Raw genomic sequence first — 20,938 nt, forward strand, 5'->3', positions numbered from 1 at the left:
ATCCCGTCGACCAGTTTGCGGCACCTGAGCGGAATTGGGCGCAAGCCGTCGCACAGTGCTGGTGATGGTGCTGGGCAGCCGGCAGGATCTCGATTCGCTCAGCCCAGGGCGGGCGCATGGAGCAGGGGCGGCGCCAAGGCCAGCTGCTTGCCCACCGCCCCCCGGATCAGCCCCTTGGGCGTGGGGCCCACCACCTTGGTGAGGGCAACGTCCTCACGGGCCACGAGCGCTTCGATCGAGGCGCGGTAGCTGTCGGTGACGAGGCGAGGGTAAAGACCGATGCCGATGATCGGCACCAGCAGGCAGGAGATCACGTAGATCTCGCGCGGTTCGGCATCCACCAGGCGGGTGTGGGCCGCCAGCTCCACGTTCTCCTTGCCGAAGAAGATCTCGCGCAGCATCGAGAGCAGGTACACCGGAGTGAGGATCACCCCCACGGCCGCCAGGGCTGCCATCACGATGCGGAAGCTGAGCGCGTAGGCCTCACTGTTCACGAAGCCCACGAACACCATCAGTTCCGACACGAAGCCACTCATGCCAGGCAGGGCCAGGGACGCGAGCGAGCAGATCGTCCAGAGGGCGAACATCTTGCGCATCTTCTGGCCCACGCCGCCCATCTCATCGAGCTGAAGCGTGTGGGTGCGGTCGTAGGTGGCGCCCACCAGGAAGAAGAGGCTGGCACCGATCAGGCCGTGGCTCACCATCTGCAGCATGGCGCCGCTGGTGCCGAGGGCACTGAAGCTGCCGATGCCGATCAGCACGAAGCCCATGTGGCTGATCGAGCTGTAGGCGATCTTGCGCTTGAGGTTGCGCTGCGCGAAGGAGGTGAGTGCCGCATAAATGATGTTCACCACCCCCAACACCACCAGCAGCGGCGCGAACTGGGCGTGGGCCTCGGGCAGCAGCTGAACGTTGAAGCGCAGCAGGGCGTAGCCGCCCATCTTCAGCAGAATGCCGGCCAGCAGCATGTGCACCGGTGCTGTGGCCTCGCCGTGGGCGTCTGGCAGCCAAGTGTGCAGCGGCACGATCGGCAGCTTGACCCCGAAGGCGATCAGCAGGCCCGCGTAGGCCAGCATCTGGAAGCGGGTGCCGAACTCCTTCGCCGCGAGAGTGGTGAATTCGAAGCTGGGCGTGCCGCCGCCATAAAAGCCCATGGCCAGGGCGGCCAGCAGGATGAACACTGAGCCGCCAGCGGTGTAGAGGATGAACTTGGTGGCGGCGTACTGGCGCTTCTTGGCGCCCCAGATCGCCAGCAGCAGATAGACCGGCAGCAGCTCCAGCTCCCAGGCCAGGAAGAACAGGAGCATGTCCTGCACAGCAAACACGGCGATCTGGCCGCCATCCATGGCCAGGATCAGGAAGTAGAAGAGCCGCGGCTTGAAGGTGACCGGCCAGGCGGCCAGCACTGCCAGCGCGGTGATGAAGCTGGTGAGCAGGATCAGCGGCATCGACAGCCCGTCGGCGCCCACCGACCAGGCCAGCCCCAGATCAGGCAGCCATTCCACCCGTTCCACCAGCTGGAGCCCCGCCACCGAGGGGTCGTAGCCGTTCAGGTAGGCCCCGGCGGTGACCAGAAAGGTGAGCAGGGCAACGCCGAGGGCGTACCAGCGGATTGTCTTGCCGTCGCCTGGGTCGGGGATGAAGGGGATCAGCAGCGCGCCTCCGATCGGCATCAGGATCGAAACGCTCAGCCAGGGGAAGGCCCCGGTGGAGGCTGTGCCCAGGGCCGCAAGGGCCTCCGGAGCAACGGCAGGGTCAAGCGGCACTGGCCAGGGAATTCAGTTCTGGACGGAGTGTAGAAATGCTCAACTGCCCAGTACCGCCCAGATATGGGATGACACACAGAGCCCGCGCCGAGGCGCGCACGGAGCGGACTCAGAAGCTGCTGAACAGCAGCACCAGGGCGATCACGCCGCCGAACACGATCAGCGCATAGAACTGGGCGCGGCCGGTTTCGAAGTACTTGAGTCCTTCGCCGCTGCCCAGGGTCAGCAGGCCGGTGAGGTTCACCACCCCGTCCACCACCTTGGCGTCCACCTCCAGCACCTGACGCGCCAGCTTGCGGCTGCCTTTCACGAACAGGCGGTCGTTGATCGCATCCAGGTACCACTTGTTGGCCAGGAAGGCATTGATGGTGGGGAAGCGGGCGGCCACGGCGGTGGCCAGATCCAGCTTGTGCAGGGCGTAGGCCAGCACCGCGATGGTGATGCCGATCACGGAGATCGTCACCGAAGCGCCGGCCAGCGGCAGGAACTCGCCCCAGCTGAAGTGCTCGGCCATCTCGGCGGCCTCGCCGGGGTTGAGCAGGGCGGCGAAGCGGCTGTTCCAGGGCGTGCCGAGCAGGCCGATCAGCACCGAGGGAACTGCCAGCACCGCCAGTGGTGCGGCCATCTGCCAGCCCGATTCGTGCGGGTGGGAGGCGTGGGAGCCATGGCCCTCCTCATGGCTTTCCGGAGCCTTGCCGGCAGCCTGGAGCAGGGCACTGCGGACGCTGAGGTCACCGCCGCGGAAGCTGCCCTCGAAGGTGAGGAAGTAGAGCCGGAACATGTAGAAGGCGGTCATGCCGGCAGTCAGGAAGCCCACCGCCCAGAGCAGCGGGAAGGCGTTGAAGGCCTGGCCGAGGATTTCATCCTTGCTCCAGAAGCCCGCCAGCGGCGGAATGCCGCTGATCGCCACGCAGCCGATCAGAAAGGTGGTGGAGGTGACCGGCATGAAGCGGCGCAGCCCTCCCATCAGGCGCATGTCCTGGGCAAGCACCGGCTCATGGCCCACCACCTCTTCCATGGCATGGATCACCGAGCCGGAGCAGAGGAAGAGCATGGCCTTGAAGAAGGCGTGGGTGACGAGGTGGAACATGCCCGCCTCGGGAGCGCCGCAACCCATCGCCAGCATCATGTAACCCAGCTGTGACACGGTGCTGTAGGCCAGGCCCTTCTTGAGATCCATCTGGGTGAGGGCGATCGAGGCCCCCAGGAAGCAGGTGATCGTGCCGATCACGGCGATCACGGCCTGCACCAGCGGGAAGGGTTCGTAGACCGGCTGCAGCCTGGCCACCAGGAACACGCCGGCGGCCACCATGGTGGCGGCGTGGATCAGGGCGGAGATCGGGGTGGGACCCTCCATCGCATCGGGCAGCCACACGTGCAGGGGGAACTGGGCCGACTTGGCCATCGGGCCCATGAACACCAGCAGGCACAGCAGCACCGCCACGCCGTTGGAGAGCGAGCCTTCAGCCACGGCGGCGGAGAGGCCGGCGCCGATCTCCTCGAAGCCGAAACTGCCGGTGGCCCAGAACAGGCCGAGGATGCCGAGCAGCAGGCCGAAGTCGCCGACGCGGTTCACGATGAAGGCCTTCTGGGCGGCATGGGCGGCACCCTCGCGGTCGTACCAGAAGCCCACCAGCAGGTAGGAGCACATGCCCACCAGCTCCCAAAACACGTAGATCTCAAGCAGGTTGGGGCTGATCACCAGCCCCAGCATCGAGCTGCTGAACAGGGCGAGATAGGTGAAGAAGCGCACATAGCCCTTGTCGTGGGCCATGTAGCCATCGGAATACACCATCACCAGCAAGGCGATGGTGGTGACCAGCGACAGCATCACGGCGCCGAGGGCATCAACCCGGAACCCCATCTGCAGGTTGAAGGTGCCGGCGCTGGCCCAGTTGAAGAGCACTTCGGTGGCTGGCGCTCCGGCCAGCTGCTCCGCCAGCACGGCGTAACTCAGCACGGCTGCCGCCCCGATCAGGGTGATGAGCAGCAGGGCAACAGGCTTGCGCAGCCGGTTGACGGTGCGGTTGAAGCTGATCAGCCCGAGACCGGTGAGTGCCGCCCCCGCCAAGGGCAGAACGGGAATCAACCAGGCGATTTCAGCGGCCGATGTCATCCAGCTCCAGTTAGCGGCCCCGCGAGTGTAGGCAGCTTCCTGGGCACGGCCGGCCTGTGTGTGGGTGTGCGATCAGCCCAGCGTCCGTCCCAGGGGTCCGTTCAGAAAGGCGCTGGCCGCAGGCCCGATGTAGCTGTGGCTCCACCAGAACAGGCCGATGGCGATGGCGATCCCCAGCTGGGAAGGCCGCAGGAATTCTGTGAGTTCCAGCGTCTGGCGTCCGTCGATCACCGCCAGGAACGGCACCACGGAGGTGCGCGCCTTGAGCTGCTCGAAGGCCTCGCCGAAGCGCGCCCGCAGGCGTCGGTCGCCGTGCCAGACGGCAAACAGGTGGTGGGCGATCAATCCGGCGCAGGTGACCACCATGAAGCTGCTGCCGATCCAGAGCAGGTGGGTGGCGCACCAGAGGATCTGACCGACGGCCTGGGGGTGGCGGCTGATGCGGATGATCCCGGTTTCGTAGAGGCGCACCTGGGGCTGCAGCAGCGCGGGAATCTCCAGCAGGTTGTAGGTGGCGGGATACAGAAAGAAGAAGCTGATCGCTGTTCCCACCCAGATCACAGGGATGAGTCCGGGGGTGCCCTGCAGGGTCCAGAGCCGCACCCCGTCATAGCGATGGGCGAGGAAGTACCCCACCACCACCACAGCGGCCGGAATGCTCACAGCCGCGAACAGCAGGCGCCAGGCCCGGGCCCCGATGCGCTGCTCCCCCCACACGCGCAGGGCGGCCCCGCCGCTGTGCAGCACCGCAAAGGCCACCAGCAGGGCAACCATCACCAGGCTGGTGTGGTGGAGCGGGGAAAGCACGGGGCAGAAGCTGCAGCGGCGATTCTGCTTCGTCCGCCGCGGCATGGCGTGCAGGGCGGCCCGGGCTTTGCTCCTAAAGTTCCCCGTTCATGCCGGCGTCCAGCCCCGGGGTCGTTCCATGGCTGATCTGCCGTTCACCCTCGATCAGCTGCGCATCCTGCGGGCCATCGCCAGCGAAGGCAGCTTCAAGAAGGCTGCCGACAGCCTTTACGTCACCCAGCCGGCGGTGAGCCTGCAGATCCAGAACCTGGAGAAGCAGCTCGATGTGTCGCTCTTCGACCGGGGCGGCCGCAAGGCTCAGCTCACCGAGGCGGGTCATCTCCTGCTCAGCTACTGCGACCGCATCCTGGGCCAGTGCCAGGAGGCCTGCCGCGCCCTCGACGACCTGCACAATCTCAAGGGCGGTTCCCTGATCGTGGGCGCCAGCCAGACCACCGGCACCTACCTGATGCCGCGCATGATCGGCCTGTTCCGGCAGAAGTATCCCGACGTGTCGGTGCAGCTGCAGGTGCACAGCACCCGGCGCACCAGTTGGAGCGTGGCCAATGGCCAGGTGGATCTGGCGATCATCGGCGGTGAGCTGCCCGGCGAGCTCAACGACCTGCTTCAGGTGATTCCTTACGCCAGCGATGAACTGGCCCTGGTGCTGCCGGTGAACCATCCCCTGGCCCGCCTGCCGGAACTCCACAAGGACGACCTCTACCGGCTCAGCTTCGTCTGTCTTGATGCCCAGTCCACCACCCGCAAGATGGTGGACCAGCTGCTGGCCCGCTCCGGCCTGGAAGTGCAGCGGCTCAAGATCGAGATGGAGCTCAATTCCTTCGAGGCGATCAAGAACGCCGTGCAGTCGGGATTGGGTGCCGCCTTCCTGCCGGTGGTGTCGATCGAGCGGGAACTGGCGACCGGATCCCTGCACCGTCCCAACGTGACCGACCTGCTGGTGCGCCGCCAGCTGAAGCTGATCACCCATCCGGCCCGCTACTGCTCCAGGGCTTCGGAAGCCTTCCGCCGCGAGGTGCTGCCGGTGTTCGCCAGCCCCGACAGCCCCTTGCGGCAGACCCCCCGCACCAGCCCTCCGGCCGAAGCCGCCACCACGGTGCTTCAGCCCGCCCCGTGAGCCCGCCTGAGCGAGACCGAAGGTTCCCGCAGGCGGGGGCTCGGGATCAGACTCAGAACTGGTCGCCTTCCGGGGTGATGCCCACGGCGTCGTCGGCAGCGCCGGCAATGCCCCGGGTCTGAAACTTGTTGCCGCTGATGTCGGTCTGGTAGACGCAGCGGACGATCGGCTTGTCGCGGATCGAGCCGATGTAGGCGAAGGTGTTCATGCGCTGCTTGCACTGGCGCATCTGCTCGGAGGTGACGGCGCCCTCCTTCTGCAGCACGCTCCAGTTCTCGCGGCGGATCACACAGCCCGGCTGCAGCGTCGGCTGGGTCACGAAGCTGCTGCTTGGGTTCATGGTGGTGTAGAGCTCCACGTCCATCACGAAGGCGCTCGCACCCCACTGCTTGCAGAACTCGGGGTCGGGCACGGCCAGGTCGAGTTGCTGGCTGCTGGCGATGTTCCCCTGGTTGCCCACGGTGTTGCTGGAGAGCGCCGTGCCGATGCCGATGCCCACCACGAGCACCCCGGCCAGCACCGCGATCGTGGCCACGTTGAACACGAAGGGGCCGCCTCCGGGTTTGCCCCCACCCCCACCCGGTGTGGCACCACCGCCACCGCCGCCACCCCCGTTGCGGGTGGGGCGGGCGGCGCGGGAGCGGTCGCCGGGATCCCGCTCATCGGCGGCGTCGTAACGGGCGGCGTCGTAGCGGGAGCCGCGGCGGTCGTAGGCGTAGTCGGAGCTGGCGTAGTCCGACCCGGCGTAATCGGCGCTGGAGCGGCCGCGGCTGCCTCTGCCATCGCCTCTGGAGAAGGCGCTGCCATCACGGGAGCGGGTCATGTGGAAGCGGCACTGCGGGGCAGGCCCATGGAGTAGTTGAGAACCCGCGCGTCCGGGTTGTAGCGGAGTTCGCCCGCCTGCAGCAGCTGGCGGATCGTGCCCTCCAGCTCCGAACCGATGCGGCGCAGGTTGTATTCGGTGAGCTCGGCGCCGGCGAAACCGGCCACCAGATCACGGAAACGCTGCTGCACCTTCTGCAGCACGCCGGCGTCCCAGAGGAACTCGTTGTCCGGGTCGAGGTCGAGGGTCAGCTGGTGCGGGTCGGGGACCAGTTCACCCCCCTCGAGCCGTGCCGTGAACAGCCGCACATGACGGGTGGTGGACTTGAGCAGCAGGTCGTCGGCCATGGAACGGAGGCGAACGGACGGAGATGGGCCGCCGCAACTCTAGGAACCGCCGGTGCGTGCAGGGCCACGGCAGCCAGGCGCCCGACGTTGGCAGGGGGCATCCTTTTAGGTTGGCGTCTGGTTTTCGTCTTTGCATGCGCGTCGCCATTGCCGGAGCAGGACTCGCCGGCCTGTCCTGTGCCAAATACCTCTGCGATGCCGGCCACACGCCGGTGCTGCTCGAGGGGCGCAACGTGCTCGGCGGCAAGGTGGCGGCCTGGCAGGACGAAGACGGCGACTGGTATGAAACCGGCCTGCACATCTTCTTTGGGGCCTACCCCAACATGCTGCAGCTGTTCGCGGAGCTGGGCATCGAGGATCGCCTGCAGTGGAAGGATCACGCGATGATCTTCAACCAGAAGGAGGCGCCAGGCACCTACAGCCGTTTCGATTTCCCCGACCTTCCCGCCCCTCTCAACGGTGTTGCCGCCATCCTCGGCAACAACGACATGCTCACCTGGCCCGAGAAGATCGCCTTCGGGCTCGGCCTGGTGCCCGCCATGCTCCGCGGCCAGGACTACGTGGAGGAGTGCGACAAATACTCCTGGTCGGAATGGCTGCGCCTTCACAACATTCCTCAGCGGGTGAACGATGAAGTGTTCATCGCCATGAGCAAGGCGCTCAACTTCATCAATCCCGATGAAATCTCCTCAACGGTGATCCTCACGGCCCTCAACCGCTTCCTGCAGGAGAAGAACGGCTCGAAGATGGCCTTCCTCGACGGCAACCCCCCAGAGCGTCTCTGTGAGCCGATCGTGGCCTCGATCCGGGAGCGCGGTGGCGAGGTGCACCTCGACAGCCCCCTGCGCGAGATCCGCCTGGCCGCCGATGGCAGCGTGCGCAGCTTCCGGATCGGCGGCATCCAGGGCCAGCCCGGCCGTGAGGTGGAGGCGGAGGCCTACGTCAGCGCCCTGCCGGTGGATCCGCTCAAGCTCCTGCTGCCGGATCCCTGGCGCCAGCTGCCCTACTTCCAGAAGCTCGACGGGCTCAAGGGGGTGCCGGTGATCAACATTCATCTCTGGTTCGATCGAAAACTCACCGCGATCGACCATCTTCTGTTCAGTCGTTCGGACCTGCTCAGCGTCTACGCCGACATGAGCAACACCTGCCGCGAGTACGCCGACCCCGACCGCTCCATGCTCGAGCTGGTTTTCGCCCCTGCGGCGGAGTGGATCGGCCGCAGCGATGACGACATCGTGGCCGCCACCCTCGAGGAGCTGCGCCGCCTCTTCCCCGACCACTTCAACGGCGACGACCAGGCCAAGCTGCGCAAGGCCCGGGTGGTCAAAACCCCCCTCTCCGTCTACAAGACGGTGCCCGGCTGCCAGCAGCTGCGGCCCTCGCAGCAATCGCCGATCGCCAACTTCTTCCTGGCCGGCGACTACACGATGCAGCGCTATCTGGCTTCGATGGAAGGGGCAGTGCTGAGCGGCAAGCTGTGCGCCGAGGCGGTCAGCCGGCAGGCGTCCGCGCTGGTGCAGCCGGTGGCGGTGTGAGCGTGCTGGCCGCTTCACCCACCGCCGCTTCCCTCCGCTCCGGCCTGAACCTGGAGCACGCCTACGAGGCCTGCCGCCAGGAAACCGCCCAGTGGGCCAAGACCTTCTATCTCGGCACCCTGCTGATGCCCCCCGCCAAGCGGCGGGCCATCTGGGCGATCTACGTGTGGTGCCGCCGCACCGACGAACTGATGGACAGCCCCCAGGCGCAGCGGCTGCCCACAGACCAACTCGCCGAGCGGCTCGATCGCTGGGAAGCCCGCACCCGCCGGCTGTTTGCCGGCGAGGTGCACGATGCGCTCGATCTGGCCATGGTGGACACCATCCAGCGCTATCCCCAGCCGCTCCAGCCCTACCTCGACATGATCGAGGGGCAGCGCATGGACTTGGTCTGCCATCGCTACGCCAGCTTCGATGAACTGCAGCTCTATTGCTATCGGGTGGCTGGCACCGTGGGCCTGATGACCCAGGAAGTGATGGGGCTTGATCCGGCCTACACCACGGCCCCCTGGAGCGAACGGCCCGACACCTCCGAAGCGGCGGTGGCCCTTGGCATCGCCAACCAGCTCACCAATATCCTGCGCGATGTGGGCGAAGACCGCAGCCGTGGCCGCATCTATCTGCCGCAGGAAGATCTGCAGCGCTTCAACTACTCGGAATCCGACCTGATGGCGGGGCTGCTCAATGAAAACTGGCGGGCCCTGATGGCCTTTCAGTTGCAACGCGCCCGCTACTGGTTCGGCCGTTCGGAGGCGGGGGTGCGCTGGCTGGCGGCCGATGCCCGCTGGCCGGTGTGGGCCTCGCTGCGGCTGTATCGCGGCATTCTCACAGTGATCGAGCAACTCAACTACGACGTTTTCAACCACCGGGCCTACGTTCCCAAGCCCTTCAAGCTGCTTGACCTGCCGCTCTCCTACGTGATCTCCCAGGCCCGCTGAACCTCTGCAGTGGCCCCGGCCTCCGCCTGCAGCCAGTCCAGCAGGATCGGATTCACCCGTTCGGGCGCTTCGTCATGAGGGCAGTGCCCCAACCCCGGCAGCACCTTGAGTTCCTGCACGCAGGGGAAGAGGCGCGCCCAGCATTCGGCTTCGGCTGGCGCTTCCCACGGATCCTCTGCTCCCCACAGCATGCGCACCGGCACGGTGAGCTCGGCAAGCAGCTCAGGTGCCAGGTGGTCGTCGAACAGGTTGACGAAGCCGCGGAAGCTCTCGGGCGCTCCGGCATCGGTACTGGGCCGGTGCAGCAGCTCCACCAGGGCGTCGTCGATGTTGGCGCCGCTGGGGTAAGCCCGCTCCAGCACCTGACGGATGAAGGCGGGCCGGGCCAGGGCGCGGAACAGGGGAGCCACCAGCCAGCGCTGCCGCACCAGCTGCTTCACCAGGGGACGGCTCCAGCGCTCCAGCAGCGGCAGTTCCGCCACGCGCTTTTCATCCAACGTGCGCTGGGCGCAGTCGATCAGGATCACCTGGGCCAGCGGAACGCCTCGGGCCACCAGCAGCTGGGCCGCCCTTAGGGCCACCACGCCGCCGATGGAGTTGCCCACCAGATGCATGCGGGCGGAGGGAGCGTGCTGCAGGGCCACCTGCTGCACGAAATCCGCCACCTGCTCGGCCCACAGATCGAAGCAGTAGCGCACCGCTCCGGGCTGCTCGGCTTCATCGGCCAGGCGGGAGCGCGGCTTGTCGCTGGCGCCGAATCCGAGCAGATCGATGGCGCACACCGAGAAGCGGCTGGCGATCACCGGCAGGTTGTGGCGCCAGTGGCCCAGGCTCGCGCCGAACCCGTGGATCAGCACCACACGTTGAAGCCCCGCCGGTTCGGGGCCGGCAAGGCAGCGGTAGCGGATGATGTGACCCTGCCAGGTCCAGGAGGAGGAGGCAGGGCTGGGCGCGGTGGAAGCCAGCGGGTGGGTCAAGGCAGCATCGCCGCCGACCGGCGGAACGGGGTGCTGGCTCAGACCGTGGTGGCTGTCTGGTTGGCCAGCAGGGATTTCAGTTTGGCGAGCTCACCAGCCCAACGCGGATCGGGGGCGCCTTCGGTGATGGTGTCACTGTGCACCACCTTGTTGACGGCCTTGCGGGCCGCCACGGGAGCGGCACCGCCGGCGGCGGGCCGGCGATCGCCGGTGCCGGGGCGGCTGTCACGGCGCTCGGAGCGCTCGATGCGCAGGCTGTTGCCGCCGAAGTCGTGGCCGTTGAGCTGCTCGATCACGGTGTCGGCCAGTTTCTCATCCTCGACATTGGCGAAACCGAAACCACGGCAGGCACCCGTTTCCCTGTCCTGAACGGTCTTGAAGCGCACGCCCTCGGCGATGGAAGTGAACAGAGCATCGAGCTCGGCGGCATCGAAAGTCTGCGGCAGATTGCCGACGTAGAGACGAACACTCATGGGAGGAGGGGGGAGAGAAGGGAGGTGGCGGCCTGCGCCATCGGGTGAACGCACCGGCGAAACGCAGGGCAGCGCATGAGGCGCCAAAGAGCGATCGGGGAGGTGTTTCTGACGTTCAGGAACTGGACGTCAACCGTTGCCGTTCGGGCTTCGATGAAGCGATGGAAGATGCCTGTACACAGAGCAGTCAATCACGGCGCCGGTCCAGCCAGCCAGCGACGCGCCGCCGCCAGGGCCTCCTCGCTGCTCTCCAGGCGGCCGAAGGCGCGCTCGATTGTCAGGTGGGCCAGCAGTTCGCCCAGCCGCCGTGACGGGGCCAGCCCCAGCCGCTGCTGCAGTTCCGTGCCGTCGAGCGGGGGCCTGGGATGAAAGAGAGGATCGCCCGGATCACGCCAGCGGGGCAGCCACTCCCGCGCAAACGGCAGCGGCAGCATGAGCAGCAGGGCGGGCAGGTCGTCCTCCAGGTCGCGGTGAAAGTGCACCTGCTCCCGTTCCGAGCCGAACGGGGCGGCGGGATCCCGCACCCCGCCGGGCCCCTCCAGCTGCGCCCGCCAGCTCCGCAGCAGTCCGCAGCGCCGCTGCAGCGCCCGGCTGGCATGCAGCCGCCCCCAGCTGGCGGCGTCGAGCAGCGTGGCCAGGCGTGCCAGGGGCAGGGCCACGCGGGCTTCGTCTTCGCTCAGGCCCCTGGCTGCGGCCGCCGCCAGGGTGAGCTGTCGCAATGCGGCACCGGCGGCTTCATTGCCGGCTGCACCGCCTTCCACAGCGTCCGGCTGGCGCCAGGCGTCCAGCAGGCCGATCGTCAGCACCCGGGCCAGCCCTTCGCCGCCGCCGGCGCACGCCGCCAGCTTCTCCAGCTCCACCCGCACGCGCTCCACGGCCACTTGGTCGATCCGGCGGCTGTGGTGCTGGATCCAGGCTGCGCTGGTGGCGTCGAGGTGAAAGCCCAGTTCCGCGGCCAGTCGCTCACCTCGCAGCAGTCGCAGCGGGTCGTCCAGCAGGTTCGCTTCGCTCACGGCCCGGATCAGTCCCGCCGCCAGATCGGTCAGGCCGCCGCTCGGGTCGAGCAGCTGGCTGCTCGCCGCCAAGGGCAAGGCCAGGGCGTTGAGACAGAAGTCGCGGCGCAGCAGATCGGTGGCCAGGTCCGTGCCGGCCTGGCGGGCCAGATCCACGCTCCAGCCCCGGATCACCAGCCGGGCGATCGAGCGCTCCTGATCCAGCACCACGCAGCGACCACCGTGCTCCCGGCTCAGCCGCTCGCCCAGGGCAATGGCCTCCACCGGCACCACCAGATCGAGGTCGGGCCGCTCCCCCAGCCGCCCGAGCAGGCCATCGCGCACGGCGCCTCCCACCAGGGCGGTGCCCGCAGGGAAGGCCGCCGGAGGCACCGGCCAGCGTTCCATGGCCAGGTGGCGGCGCAGCAGAGCCGTGGCGGCGGCCAGATCCAGAGGCACGCTGGCCTGGCCCGCCAGAATGGCTGCATTCGGAGACCACTCAGGCATGTGCATCTGCGTGGATTGCCACTGGGTGGACCGCTGCCAGGCCTATCACGCGGTGGAGCGCCAGCACGGCGTCGAGCATCTCGCCGTTGCCCCCGACTTTCGCCCGGTGGATCCACGCATCCATGTGCAGGTGATGGATCTGCCGGAGAACCGCGTGGGCGTGGAATGGGACGTGCGGTCCTGCGCCAGCTTCCAGGCTGAACCGGGCCGCTGGCAACGGCTGCGTCCTCTGGCGGCGGTCCCGCGGTGATGGACGCTCCTGCCTGGGGCCTGGCCCTGCACAGCAGCAGCGAGGTGCTGGGAGTGGCGCTCCAGTCGCTGCTGGAGCCGGAGACGCCGCCCTTGATCCACACCTTCCCGCTGGGGCGCCGGCTCTCCAACGATCTGCTCGCCTGCGTGGAGGAGGTATTGCCAGCCTGCCGCTGGCCGCAGCTGGCACGGCTGGCGGTGGCCACCGGGCCCGGTGGCTTCACTGGCACCCGGCTCACCGTGGTGATGGCCCGCACGCTGGCCCAGCAGCTGGCTCTGCCCCTTGATGGTGTGAGCAGTTTCCTGCTGGTGGCGCGGCGCCTCTGGCAGGACGGAGAGCCGCTGACGGCCGCCGATCCGTTCTGGCTGCTGCACGAGCTGCCGCGCCGAGGTGTGGTGGCGGGTGCCTACGTGCTCGATGCAGGGGCTCCAGGGGGGGTGGTGGAGCGCCAGCCGCCGCGTCTGTTCGCCGACGCCGATGCCGTGCCTCCTGGCCCACGGCTGCCGGCGGTGGTGGAAGCCAGAGCCGATGTGGCCCAGTTGCTCGCCTTCAGCAAGGCGGCGGCGTTGGCCGGCGGGCCGGCCCCCTGGAGCACGGTGCTGCCGATCTACCCCACCAGCCCCGTGGGGGGAGAGGGTTGATGCGCCGCCTGGTGCTGCTGACGTTGCTGACGGCGGGCAGCTTCTGGCTGGGACGTTCCCTGCTGGTGCCGCCGGCTTCGCCGCCCCAGCTCATCCTTGTGCTGGGCGGTGACGTGAAGCGCGAGAAGGTGGCCGGGCGCTTGGCGACTCAATACCGTCTGCCGGTGGTGGTCAGCGGCGGCAGCAACCCGGAATACGCCCGCTGGCTGTTCGATCAGGAAGGCCTGCGGCAGCAGCAATACCGGCTGGATTACCGCGCCCATGACACGCTTTCCAACTTCACCACCGTGGTGGATGATCTGCGCCGTGGCGGCATCCGTCACGTGCTGCTGGTCACCAGCAGTGATCACATGGACCGGGCCCTGCTGGTCGGCCGGGTGGTGGCCGGCAGCCGCGGCATCCAGCTGACGCCCGTGGCGGTGTCCTGCGGGGTGCACTGCCATCCTGAGAGCCTCCCCAAGCGCTGGGGCGACGGCCTGCGGGCCGTGGTGTGGGTGCTCAGCGGGCGGGATCTGAAGAACTGGGCGCAAGCGCAGCACGCTCAGACCCGGGCCTGATCAGGCCCTCATTCAGCAAGGCATTGATCTGGTCCTGGCAGGCCTGGGTGGTCGCCAGGAGGTCTTCGCGACGGCGCGAGGCGGGCGGCGGGATCGGCTGGCCGATACGGATGTGGATCGGCACCAGGCGTGGCCAGGTACGGCCTGCGCCCATGGCCCGGTGGCTGTTGACGATCGCCACCGGTAGCAGCGGCACGCCGGCCCGTGCCGCCAGCAGAGCAGCGCCCGCCTGCGGCTGGTTGACGCGGCCGTCCAGCTGCCGGGTGCCATCGATGAACACTCCGGTGGCCCAGCCCTGGGCCAGCCGTGCTGTGGCGACCCGAATGGCTTCGCGGTCGCTGGCCCCCCGCTGCACCGGGTAGGCCCCGCAGGCGCGAATGATCGGGCCCAGCAGGGGGACCCTGAACAGCTCTGCTTTTGCCATGAAGGCCACGGGTCGGCCCAAGGCGTGGCCCAGCAACGGCGGGTCGAAGTGGGAGCCGTGGTTGGCCACCACCACCAGTGCACCCTCCGTGGGCACATTTCGATTGCCGCTGGTGCGCCCACGGAACAGGATCCGGTAGAGCGGGAACACCAGCAAATAGCTGATCAGCCGGTAGGTAAGGCTGGGGCGTGGATTCAACAGCGCCAGCGGATCGGAGGAATCCAGCCCTTTGGATTCGCTCAAAGCGCCAGGTCGGCCGCCGCGCCGATCTGGGCGGTGGCGAGGCCGGGGACTGCCCGGCGCAGCAGGCCGCTCAGCACGTTGCCCGGCCCGACCTCCACCACGGTTTCGATCGCTAGCCGCGGGAACTGGTCCATGGTTTCGCGCCAGCGCACCCCCGTGACCATCTGCTCGCTCAGGCGCTCCTTGAGCAGGGCGCCGTCAGTGGCCGGGGTGGGATCGGTGTTGCTGAGCACCGGAATGGCCGCATTGGCGAATGGGACCTGCTCCAGGAGCTGGCGAAAGGCGGCTGCGGCTTCTGCCATGAAGGGGGAATGGAAGGCCCCCGACACAGCCAAGGGGATCGCCCGCTTGCAGTTGATTCTCTGGCACAGGGCCTGAACCGCCTCGGTGCTGCCGGAGAGCACCACTTGGGAGGCGCTGTTGTCGTTGGCGATCACCACCCCTTCGCTGGCGGCGATCCGTTCGTCCAGCTCCTCCCGGTTGAAGCCGATCACGGCGGTCATCGACCCGCCACCAGCGGCGGCCATCAGCTCGCTTCGCTGCCGCATCAGGGCCAGGCCTGCCTCAAGGTCGAAGACACCAGCGGCGTAGAGCGCCACCAGCTCCCCAAGGCTGTGTCCGGCCACAAGATGGGCGCAGCGGCCCATCCCCTTGAGCGCATCGACCAGCAGGCTTTCCAGCACGAACAGGGCCGGCTGGCTGTTGCGGGTGTCGTTCAGGTCGGCCGGTGCGGTGGGATCACTGAGCGGTTCACCGGCGCAGATCGCCAGCAGATCCCTGCCCAGGAGATCCGAAGCAGAAGCAAACCGCTCGCGCGCTCCGGGCAGGTCGAGCAGATCACCCACCATTCCCAGCTTCTGCGATCCCTGGCCGGGAAACACCCAGGCAATGCCCATCCTGTTCGTCTTGAACGGAATCTGAGATTACGGCGACGCCCTGGCCAGCCCCCTCAGCCGCCGGGTCCACGCCAGCGGAGCAGCGCCGCTCCCCAGCTCAGCCCGGCGCCGAAGCCACTGCTGGCGATCAGGTGGCCAGGCTGGATGCGGCCATCATGTACCGCTTCATCGAGCATCAGCGGGATCGTGGCGGCAGAGGTGTTGCCGTAGGCCGCCAGGTTGCTGAGCACCCGCTGGTTGGGAATGGCGAAACGCTGGGCCACCGCATCGAGGATGCGCTGGTTGGCCTGATGCAGCAGCAGCCAGTCGAGCTCGGCCGCGGTGGTGCCAGTGGCGGCGAGCAGCTCCTGCAGCACGGCCGGCACTTCCTTGACGGCGAACTTGTACACCTCCTGGCCGTTCATGTGGATCGGCGCGAAGCCTCCGCGCTGGGCCGTGTGGCCGTCGAGCAGCGCCTGCCGCTCCTCCCGCTGCGCCAGGGTCAGGCAGGCGGCGCGGCGGCCGTCAGAACGCATGCGGAAGCCCAGCAGGCCATCCCGCTCGCCTTCACAGGCCTCCACGGCGATGGCGGCGGCGGCGTCGCCGAACAGCACGCAGGTGCGCCGGTCGTCCCAGTCGACCCAGCGGCTGAGCTGGTCGGCCCCGATCACCAGCACCTTGCGCGCGCTACCGGCGCGGATGTATTGGGCTGCGGTGATCAGGGCGAAGAGAAAGCCGCTGCAGGCGGCTGTGAGATCGAAGGCCACGGCGTTGGTGGCCCCCAGCCCCGCCTGCACCCGCGGCGCGGTGCCGAACAGATCGTCCGGGCTGGAGGTGGCCAGCAGGATCAGATCCACCGTCTCCGCCGACCAGCCGGCGTGATCAAGGGCGTTGCGGGCGGCGGCTGTGGCCATCGACGTCACCGTTTCCGTGGGCCCGGCCACACGGCGCGCAGCGATGCCGGTGCGGCTGCGGATCCACTCATCGTTGGTGTCGACGCGAAGGCTCAGCGCGTCGTTGCTGACGATCAGAGCGGGGAGCGAACTGCCGCATCCCACGAGCGCCATGCCTGCGCCCATCCGGCCAAGCGCCACCGACTCACCCACGGTTCGGCTCAGTCAACCACAGGCAGGAACGGAGCTCTCCTCGCTGCTGAGCTTGTGCAGATCTTCCATCACCCCATGGCTGGCGGCCAGGTGCGCCAGCCGCAGTGCGCTGACCACCGAAAGGGCCTTGCTGCTGCCGTGGCCGATCACGCAGACCCCATTGACGCCGAGCAGCAGGGCGCCGCCGTGCTCGGCATGGTCGAGGCGCTTCTTGATCCGCACCAGGTTGCTGCGCAGGAAGGCGGAGCCCACCTTGCCGCGCCTGCCCCGGGGCAGTTCGGCCCGCAGCACATCGAGCAGCACGCTGCCCACCGACTCCAGGAACTTGAGCAGCACGTTGCCGGTGTAGCCGTCGCAGACCACCACATCGAAGCTGCCGGAGAGGACGTCGCGGCCTTCGCAGTTGCCGGCGAAGCGCAGCCGCTGCTCGGCGGCGAGCAGGGCGTAGGCCTTGATGGTGAGCTCGTTGCCCTTGCAGGCCTCCTCGCCGATGTTCAGCAGGCCGATGCGGGGCTGGGGGATGCCGAGCACGTCGCGGCTGTAGATGCTGCCCAGCAGGGCGAACTGCTGCAGGTACACCGGCTTGCAGTCCATGTTGGCGCCCACGTCGAGCACAAGCACCTGTCGGCCCGGGTCCTTGGTGGGGAAGAGGGCGCCGATGGCGGGGCGGTCGATGCCCTTGAGCCGTCCGAGCCGGAAGATCGCCGAGGCCATCACGGCACCGGAGTTGCCGGCGGAGTACACCGCCGCCGCCTCACCGCTCTTGACCAGGTCCATGGCCATGTTGATGCTGGCGTCGCGCTTGCGGCGCACCACCGTGGCTTCCTCGTCCATGCCCACCGAAGGGCCGCTGGCGACCAGTTGCAGCAGCCCGGCCTGCAGGCTCTCGCGCAGGTCGTCTTCCAGGTTCAGGGCGGCCGCGGCCTGCTGCACCGCCGCGGCTTCGGCCACGAAGCGGATCTTCACCGGCAGGCAGCGCACGGCGGCCAGGCAGCCCTCGAGGATCGGGCCGGGGGCATGGTCTCCCCCCATGCCGTCGACGGCCATCCAGATGCGGTCACGGTCGCGGATCGGAGCGGACCCATCGCCACCGGTCTGCAGGCGCCGGCGGGGGTAGCTCATCAGCGGCTGCAGCACTGTGCCGGCAACCGATCCCGCCATGGTGCCGGCGGAGGAGGCCACCGAACCTGCCGCCGAGGCCATCGAGCCGGCCACCGAGGCGGCGGCGGAAGCAGCGGAGGCGGCAGTGCTGGCTGAGGAGGTGGCCGTGTCAACCAGGCTGGTGACCGTCGCATTGCGGCGATACCAGACCACCAGCCGGCGGATCGCGCGGCTGGGTTTGGCGCGGCGTTGTCTCAGTTCTGAATCAGAGTCCTTCGGAGGCAACGGCTTCCACGATGCGCTGGAACAGGTAACCCGTACCCCGTGCGGTGAGGATCAGCTCGGGGTTGGCTGGATCATCTTCCAGTTTGGAACGCAGCCGTGAGATGTGGACATCCACCACCCGGGTGTCCACGTGACGCTCGGGGGTATAGCCCCAGACCTCCTTGAGAATCTCGCCGCGGCTGAAGGGCTCACCCGAACGGCTGACCAGCAGCTCCAGCAGGCTGAACTCCATGCCGGTGAGGCGGATGCGCTCTTCGCCCCGGTACACCTGGCGCTTGTTGGTGTCGATGCGCAGCTCGTTGACCTGGATCACGCCGGAGTTGGGGATGCCTACCACCTGCTCCTTCTCCACCCGGCGCAGCACGCAGCGGATGCGGGCCTCCAGCTCCTTCGGGCTGAAGGGCTTCACCACGTAGTCGTCGGCACCGAGCTCCAGACCGGTGATGCGGTCGGCCACATCGCCCAGAGCGGTGAGCATCACGATCGGCACATCGGATTCCTTACGGAGCTCCTGGCAGACGCCATAGCCGTCGAGCTTGGGCATCATCACGTCGAGCACCACCAGATCCGGGCTGGAATGGCGGAAGGCCTCAAGCGCCTCCACGCCGTCACAGGCGGTGACGACGTCGTAGCCGATCATCGTGAGGCGGGTTTCGAGAATCCTGCGGATGCTCGCCTCGTCGTCAACGACCAGGATGGTTTCCTTGGCGGAGGAGGAAGCCGTCATGGTTGCGCCGGCCTGGGTACACAAGTCCTGACCACTGAACTGGTCGGAGGGGCGGCAAATTCACCCAACGCCACCATTCTTCACACACCGCCGTGGCCCGATCCGCACCGCTGTTCATCTGCCAGGCCTGTGGAGCTCAGACCCGCCAGTTCTTCGGCCGCTGCCATGGCTGCGGTGCCTGGAACACGCTGGTGGAACAGAGCGGCCCCGCCGCTGATGGCCGCCGCCGCCGCGCCGCCCCTGAGGGCGCGCCTGCCCGTACCGGTGCGGGCGAGAAGGCGGCCCTGGCCCCAGGGCGTCCCCGGCGCTCGGAATCGATCCTGATGGCGGTGGAGCGGCCGCTCCAGCGGTTGCCCAGCGGCTTCGCCGAGTTCGATCGGGTGCTGGGCGGCGGGCTGGTGCCCGGGGCGCTGGTGCTGGTGGGGGGCGATCCCGGCATCGGCAAATCCACCCTGCTGCTGCAGAGCGCCCAGGCGCTGGCCGCCATCACCTCGGTGCTCTACGTGAGCGCCGAGGAGTCGGCGCAGCAGGTTCGCCTGCGCTGGAGCCGGCTCGCCCCGCCAGATGCCGGCGCTGCGGAGCAGCCGGTTGGGGCCGATGGGGCCGTGCCGGCGGGTGCCGGGCTGCAGCTGCTGGCGGAAACCGATCTGGAGCTGGTGCTGCAGGAGCTTGAGGCGCTGCGGCCGGCGGTGGCGATCATCGACAGCATCCAGGCCCTGCATGACGACCAGCTCAGCAGCGCGCCGGGATCGGTCGCCCAGGTGCGCGAATGCGCCGGTGCCCTGCAACGGCTGGCCAAGCGCCAGGACACCGCCCTGCTGCTGGTGGGGCATGTCACCAAGGAGGGGATGCTGGCAGGGCCCAAGGTGCTCGAACACCTCGTCGATGCGGTGCTCACCTTCGAGGGCGACCGCTTCGCCAGCCACCGGCTGCTGCGGGCGGTGAAGAACCGCTTCGGTGCCACGCACGAACTGGGCCTGTTCGAGATGCGCGACCGGGGGCTGGCGGAAGTCACCAATCCCAGCGAGCTGTTCCTCGGTCATGACGGCCCTGCCGCCGGCACCGCCACGATCGTGGCCTGTGAAGGCACCCGCTCGCTGGTGGTCGAGCTGCAGGCCCTGGTGAGCACCACCAGCTATGCCAGCCCACGCCGCACGGCCACCGGCATCGGCATCAACCGGCTGCATCAGATCCTGGCCGTGCTTGAAAAGCACATGGGGCTGCCCCTCTCCCGCTTCGATTGCTACCTGGCGGTGGCCGGTGGCCTCGACGTGGAGGAGCCGGCGGCCGATCTCGGCGTGGCCGCGGCGGTGGTGGCCAGCTACCGCGATCTGACCCTGCCGGCCGGCACGGTGCTGGTAGGGGAGCTGGGGCTGGGGGGGCAGCTGCGGCCGGTGGGCCAGCTGGAGCTGCGCCTCCAGGAGGCGGCGCGGCTGGGGTTCCGCCGGGCGGTGGTGCCGCGCGGCAGCGGCCTCGGGGCGATCGCCGCCGGGCTTGATCTCCAGCTGCTGGAAGCCGCCACTGTGGCGGAGGCCCTGGTGGCCGGGCTGGGGTTTGACCCTGCTGCCGACTGAGCCGGGCCGGCGGCTCCACCCTGCCCCGGCCAGGCCACACCCCGCCCCGGGCAACGCCCTGCCCAGGCGCCCCGACGAGGCTCAGAAGTAGACGTCGACGTTGCCGCGCCCGCTGGTCTTGAGCCAGTTCTGGGCTTCGATGTAGTTGTTCGGCGCCATGCGGATCGCCTTGGTCCAGTAGTCGGCGGCGCGGGAGAAGCAGCGGTCCGACTCATCGGTGTCGCCCCGTTCTTCCGCCAGGGAGCCGAGGTGGTGGTGAATCACCGCGATGTTGTTGAGGGCCTGCGGCATGTGCTGGTTGAGATCCAGCGCCTGCTCGTAGAACTCCAGCGCCTTCTGATGATCGCCGTTGCTGGTGAACACCAGCGCCATGTTGTAGAGGATGAAGGCCTTGTCGTTGGGGTCGTCCTCCAGCTTCAGGGCTTCCTCGTAGTTCTCCAGCGCTTCGGCATATTCGCCATCGCCCTGGGCGCTCATGCCGTCGCGGTAGTACGCGAAAGCCTCCTTCGCCCGCCGGTTGGTGGGAATCACCTTGAGGATCAGGTCCGCCATGACCGTGAAACTCTTGTCGATGAAGTTGTCGTTGCGTTGGCTGCGGGGCACGGGAACGGTCTGGTTTGTGGACCCATCCTGACGCCTGCGCGGCGAGCCAGCTTCTGCCGGTGGCCATCCCTAGCCTGAAACCCAGCTGCCGATCCCAGTGGTTCAGGTTTCCCCCGGCCCCGCCGTCTCACCGCTTCCGGCTGCACCGTCGCCC

21 protein-coding genes are annotated in these 20,938 nt (G+C 68.2%); 7 read left to right on the top strand and 14 right to left on the bottom strand.

Features of this window, described 5'->3' with window-relative positions:
* Window positions 1-98: 98 nt before the first annotated feature.
* From ACWJI3_RS07400 to ACWJI3_RS07410, 3 genes are all read right to left on the bottom strand, one after another.
* Window positions 99-1,673, bottom strand: coding sequence for an NAD(P)H-quinone oxidoreductase subunit 4 (locus ACWJI3_RS07400; protein WP_480203377.1), 1,575 nt, complete (start codon window positions 1,671-1,673; stop codon window positions 99-101).
* Window positions 1,674-1,875: 202 nt separating this feature from the next.
* Complete coding sequence (locus tag ACWJI3_RS07405) at window positions 1,876-3,882, bottom strand: NAD(P)H-quinone oxidoreductase subunit 5 (RefSeq protein WP_094511643.1); 2,007 nt, start codon at window positions 3,880-3,882, stop codon at window positions 1,876-1,878.
* Window positions 3,883-3,954: 72 nt separating this feature from the next.
* The gene (locus tag ACWJI3_RS07410; RefSeq protein WP_480203352.1) at window positions 3,955-4,734 is read right to left on the bottom strand and encodes an NnrU family protein; all 780 of its coding nucleotides are present in this window, start codon (window positions 4,732-4,734) and stop codon (window positions 3,955-3,957) included.
* A gap of 73 nt (window positions 4,735-4,807) precedes the next feature.
* Between ACWJI3_RS07410 and ACWJI3_RS07415 the strand changes: the two genes are divergently transcribed.
* Entirely contained in the window at window positions 4,808-5,806 is a 999-nt protein-coding gene (locus ACWJI3_RS07415; RefSeq protein WP_094511634.1) for a LysR family transcriptional regulator, read from the top strand.
* 52 nt (window positions 5,807-5,858) lie between these two features.
* On the opposite strand, the gene ACWJI3_RS07420 is transcribed toward ACWJI3_RS07415, so the two are convergent.
* On the bottom strand, window positions 5,859-6,629 hold the full coding sequence (locus ACWJI3_RS07420; RefSeq protein WP_255100075.1) for a DUF3172 domain-containing protein: 771 nt from the start codon (window positions 6,627-6,629) through the stop codon (window positions 5,859-5,861).
* Entirely contained in the window at window positions 6,626-6,976 is a 351-nt protein-coding gene (locus ACWJI3_RS07425; RefSeq protein ID WP_094511629.1) for an NAD(P)H-quinone oxidoreductase subunit M, read from the bottom strand. The genes ACWJI3_RS07420 and ACWJI3_RS07425 overlap by 4 nt, the downstream gene beginning before the upstream one ends.
* Before the next feature lie 134 nt (window positions 6,977-7,110).
* Here ACWJI3_RS07425 and pds point away from each other — a divergent pair, with 134 nt between their 5' ends.
* Window positions 7,111-8,511 carry a 15-cis-phytoene desaturase gene (pds, locus tag ACWJI3_RS07430; protein WP_480203353.1) on the top strand — a complete coding sequence of 467 codons (1,401 nt, stop codon included), beginning with the start codon at window positions 7,111-7,113 and terminating at the stop codon, window positions 8,509-8,511.
* Window positions 8,508-9,449, top strand: a complete 942-nt coding sequence (locus tag ACWJI3_RS07435; RefSeq protein WP_094512340.1) for a phytoene synthase — start codon at window positions 8,508-8,510, stop codon at window positions 9,447-9,449. The genes pds and ACWJI3_RS07435 overlap by 4 nt, the downstream gene beginning before the upstream one ends.
* Here the strand turns inward: ACWJI3_RS07435 and ACWJI3_RS07440 are convergent.
* The 3 genes from ACWJI3_RS07440 to ACWJI3_RS07450 form a co-directional block, all read right to left on the bottom strand.
* Complete coding sequence (locus tag ACWJI3_RS07440; protein WP_480203354.1) at window positions 9,425-10,426, bottom strand: alpha/beta fold hydrolase; 1,002 nt, start codon at window positions 10,424-10,426, stop codon at window positions 9,425-9,427. The two genes, ACWJI3_RS07435 and ACWJI3_RS07440, sit on opposite strands and share 25 nt — an antisense overlap.
* A 38-nt stretch (window positions 10,427-10,464) precedes the next feature.
* Window positions 10,465-10,899 (bottom strand): RNA recognition motif domain-containing protein, encoded by a 435-nt coding sequence (locus ACWJI3_RS07445; RefSeq protein ID WP_094511619.1) that lies wholly within the window; start codon window positions 10,897-10,899, stop codon window positions 10,465-10,467.
* A gap of 191 nt (window positions 10,900-11,090) precedes the next feature.
* Complete coding sequence (locus ACWJI3_RS07450; protein ID WP_480203355.1) at window positions 11,091-12,350, bottom strand: tRNA nucleotidyltransferase/poly(A) polymerase-related protein; 1,260 nt, start codon at window positions 12,348-12,350, stop codon at window positions 11,091-11,093.
* Between the two features lie 46 nt (window positions 12,351-12,396).
* Between ACWJI3_RS07450 and ACWJI3_RS07455 the strand changes: the two genes are divergently transcribed.
* Genes ACWJI3_RS07455 through ACWJI3_RS07465 form a run of 3 tightly spaced genes read left to right on the top strand, consistent with a single transcriptional unit; the run spans window position 12,397 to window position 13,846 of the window.
* Complete coding sequence (locus ACWJI3_RS07455; RefSeq protein WP_094511615.1) at window positions 12,397-12,648, top strand: Ycf34 family protein; 252 nt, start codon at window positions 12,397-12,399, stop codon at window positions 12,646-12,648.
* Window positions 12,648-13,289: a tRNA (adenosine(37)-N6)-threonylcarbamoyltransferase complex dimerization subunit type 1 TsaB gene (tsaB, locus tag ACWJI3_RS07460; RefSeq protein WP_255100071.1), complete on the top strand. Its 642-nt coding sequence runs from the start codon at window positions 12,648-12,650 to the stop codon at window positions 13,287-13,289. Before ACWJI3_RS07455 ends, tsaB begins: the two co-directional genes overlap by 1 nt.
* On the top strand, window positions 13,289-13,846 hold the full coding sequence (locus ACWJI3_RS07465; RefSeq protein ID WP_480203356.1) for a YdcF family protein: 558 nt from the start codon (window positions 13,289-13,291) through the stop codon (window positions 13,844-13,846). The genes tsaB and ACWJI3_RS07465 overlap by 1 nt, the downstream gene beginning before the upstream one ends.
* On the opposite strand, the gene ACWJI3_RS07470 is transcribed toward ACWJI3_RS07465, so the two are convergent.
* The 5 genes from ACWJI3_RS07470 to rpaB are packed head-to-tail and all read right to left on the bottom strand — an operon-like array spanning window position 13,788 to window position 18,607.
* Complete coding sequence (locus tag ACWJI3_RS07470) at window positions 13,788-14,513, bottom strand: lysophospholipid acyltransferase family protein (RefSeq protein ID WP_094511609.1); 726 nt, start codon at window positions 14,511-14,513, stop codon at window positions 13,788-13,790. The genes ACWJI3_RS07465 and ACWJI3_RS07470 overlap by 59 nt on opposite strands.
* Window positions 14,510-15,409 carry an ACP S-malonyltransferase gene (fabD, locus tag ACWJI3_RS07475; protein ID WP_094511607.1) on the bottom strand — a complete coding sequence of 300 codons (900 nt, stop codon included), beginning with the start codon at window positions 15,407-15,409 and terminating at the stop codon, window positions 14,510-14,512. The genes ACWJI3_RS07470 and fabD overlap by 4 nt, the downstream gene beginning before the upstream one ends.
* 53 nt (window positions 15,410-15,462) lie before the next feature.
* Window positions 15,463-16,455: a beta-ketoacyl-ACP synthase III gene (locus tag ACWJI3_RS07480; RefSeq protein ID WP_480203378.1), complete on the bottom strand. Its 993-nt coding sequence runs from the start codon at window positions 16,453-16,455 to the stop codon at window positions 15,463-15,465.
* Between the two features lie 51 nt (window positions 16,456-16,506).
* Window positions 16,507-17,880, bottom strand: a complete 1,374-nt coding sequence (gene plsX, locus ACWJI3_RS07485) for a phosphate acyltransferase PlsX (protein ID WP_094511603.1) — start codon at window positions 17,878-17,880, stop codon at window positions 16,507-16,509.
* The gene (gene rpaB, locus ACWJI3_RS07490; protein WP_094511601.1) at window positions 17,861-18,607 is read right to left on the bottom strand and encodes a response regulator transcription factor RpaB; all 747 of its coding nucleotides are present in this window, start codon (window positions 18,605-18,607) and stop codon (window positions 17,861-17,863) included. The genes plsX and rpaB overlap by 20 nt, the downstream gene beginning before the upstream one ends.
* A 92-nt stretch (window positions 18,608-18,699) precedes the next feature.
* Between rpaB and radA the strand changes: the two genes are divergently transcribed.
* Window positions 18,700-20,181, top strand: coding sequence for a DNA repair protein RadA (gene radA / locus ACWJI3_RS07495; protein WP_255100068.1), 1,482 nt, complete (start codon window positions 18,700-18,702; stop codon window positions 20,179-20,181).
* 81 nt (window positions 20,182-20,262) lie between these two features.
* Here radA and ACWJI3_RS07500 read toward each other — a convergent pair whose 3' ends face one another.
* Window positions 20,263-20,784 carry a photosystem I assembly protein Ycf3 gene (locus ACWJI3_RS07500; protein ID WP_094511597.1) on the bottom strand — a complete coding sequence of 174 codons (522 nt, stop codon included), beginning with the start codon at window positions 20,782-20,784 and terminating at the stop codon, window positions 20,263-20,265.
* Between the last annotated feature and the right edge of the window lie 154 nt (window positions 20,785-20,938).

The sequence above is a fragment of the Marcopretia estuarina LEGE 06307 genome, from assembly GCF_056633115.1.

Coding starts and splice junctions, on each gene's coding strand:
- ACWJI3_RS07425 (WP_094511629.1), bottom strand. CDS start 6,976: ATGGCCGACGACCTGCTGCTCAAGTCCACCACCCGTCATGTGCGGCTG.
- ACWJI3_RS07405 (WP_094511643.1), bottom strand. CDS start 3,882: ATGACATCGGCCGCTGAAATCGCCTGGTTGATTCCCGTTCTGCCCTTG.
- ACWJI3_RS07445 (WP_094511619.1), bottom strand. CDS start 10,899: ATGAGTGTTCGTCTCTACGTCGGCAATCTGCCGCAGACTTTCGATGCC.
- tsaB (WP_255100071.1), top strand. CDS start 12,648: ATGGACGCTCCTGCCTGGGGCCTGGCCCTGCACAGCAGCAGCGAGGTG.
- ACWJI3_RS07400 (WP_480203377.1), bottom strand. CDS start 1,673: ATGCCGATCGGAGGCGCGCTGCTGATCCCCTTCATCCCCGACCCAGGC.
- ACWJI3_RS07455 (WP_094511615.1), top strand. CDS start 12,397: ATGTGCATCTGCGTGGATTGCCACTGGGTGGACCGCTGCCAGGCCTAT.
- pds (WP_480203353.1), top strand. CDS start 7,111: ATGCGCGTCGCCATTGCCGGAGCAGGACTCGCCGGCCTGTCCTGTGCC.
- fabD (WP_094511607.1), bottom strand. CDS start 15,409: ATGGGCATTGCCTGGGTGTTTCCCGGCCAGGGATCGCAGAAGCTGGGA.
- ACWJI3_RS07480 (WP_480203378.1), bottom strand. CDS start 16,455: ATGGCGCTCGTGGGATGCGGCAGTTCGCTCCCCGCTCTGATCGTCAGC.
- ACWJI3_RS07465 (WP_480203356.1), top strand. CDS start 13,289: ATGCGCCGCCTGGTGCTGCTGACGTTGCTGACGGCGGGCAGCTTCTGG.
- ACWJI3_RS07420 (WP_255100075.1), bottom strand. CDS start 6,629: ATGACCCGCTCCCGTGATGGCAGCGCCTTCTCCAGAGGCGATGGCAGA.
- ACWJI3_RS07410 (WP_480203352.1), bottom strand. CDS start 4,734: ATGCCGCGGCGGACGAAGCAGAATCGCCGCTGCAGCTTCTGCCCCGTG.
- rpaB (WP_094511601.1), bottom strand. CDS start 18,607: ATGACGGCTTCCTCCTCCGCCAAGGAAACCATCCTGGTCGTTGACGAC.
- ACWJI3_RS07415 (WP_094511634.1), top strand. CDS start 4,808: ATGGCTGATCTGCCGTTCACCCTCGATCAGCTGCGCATCCTGCGGGCC.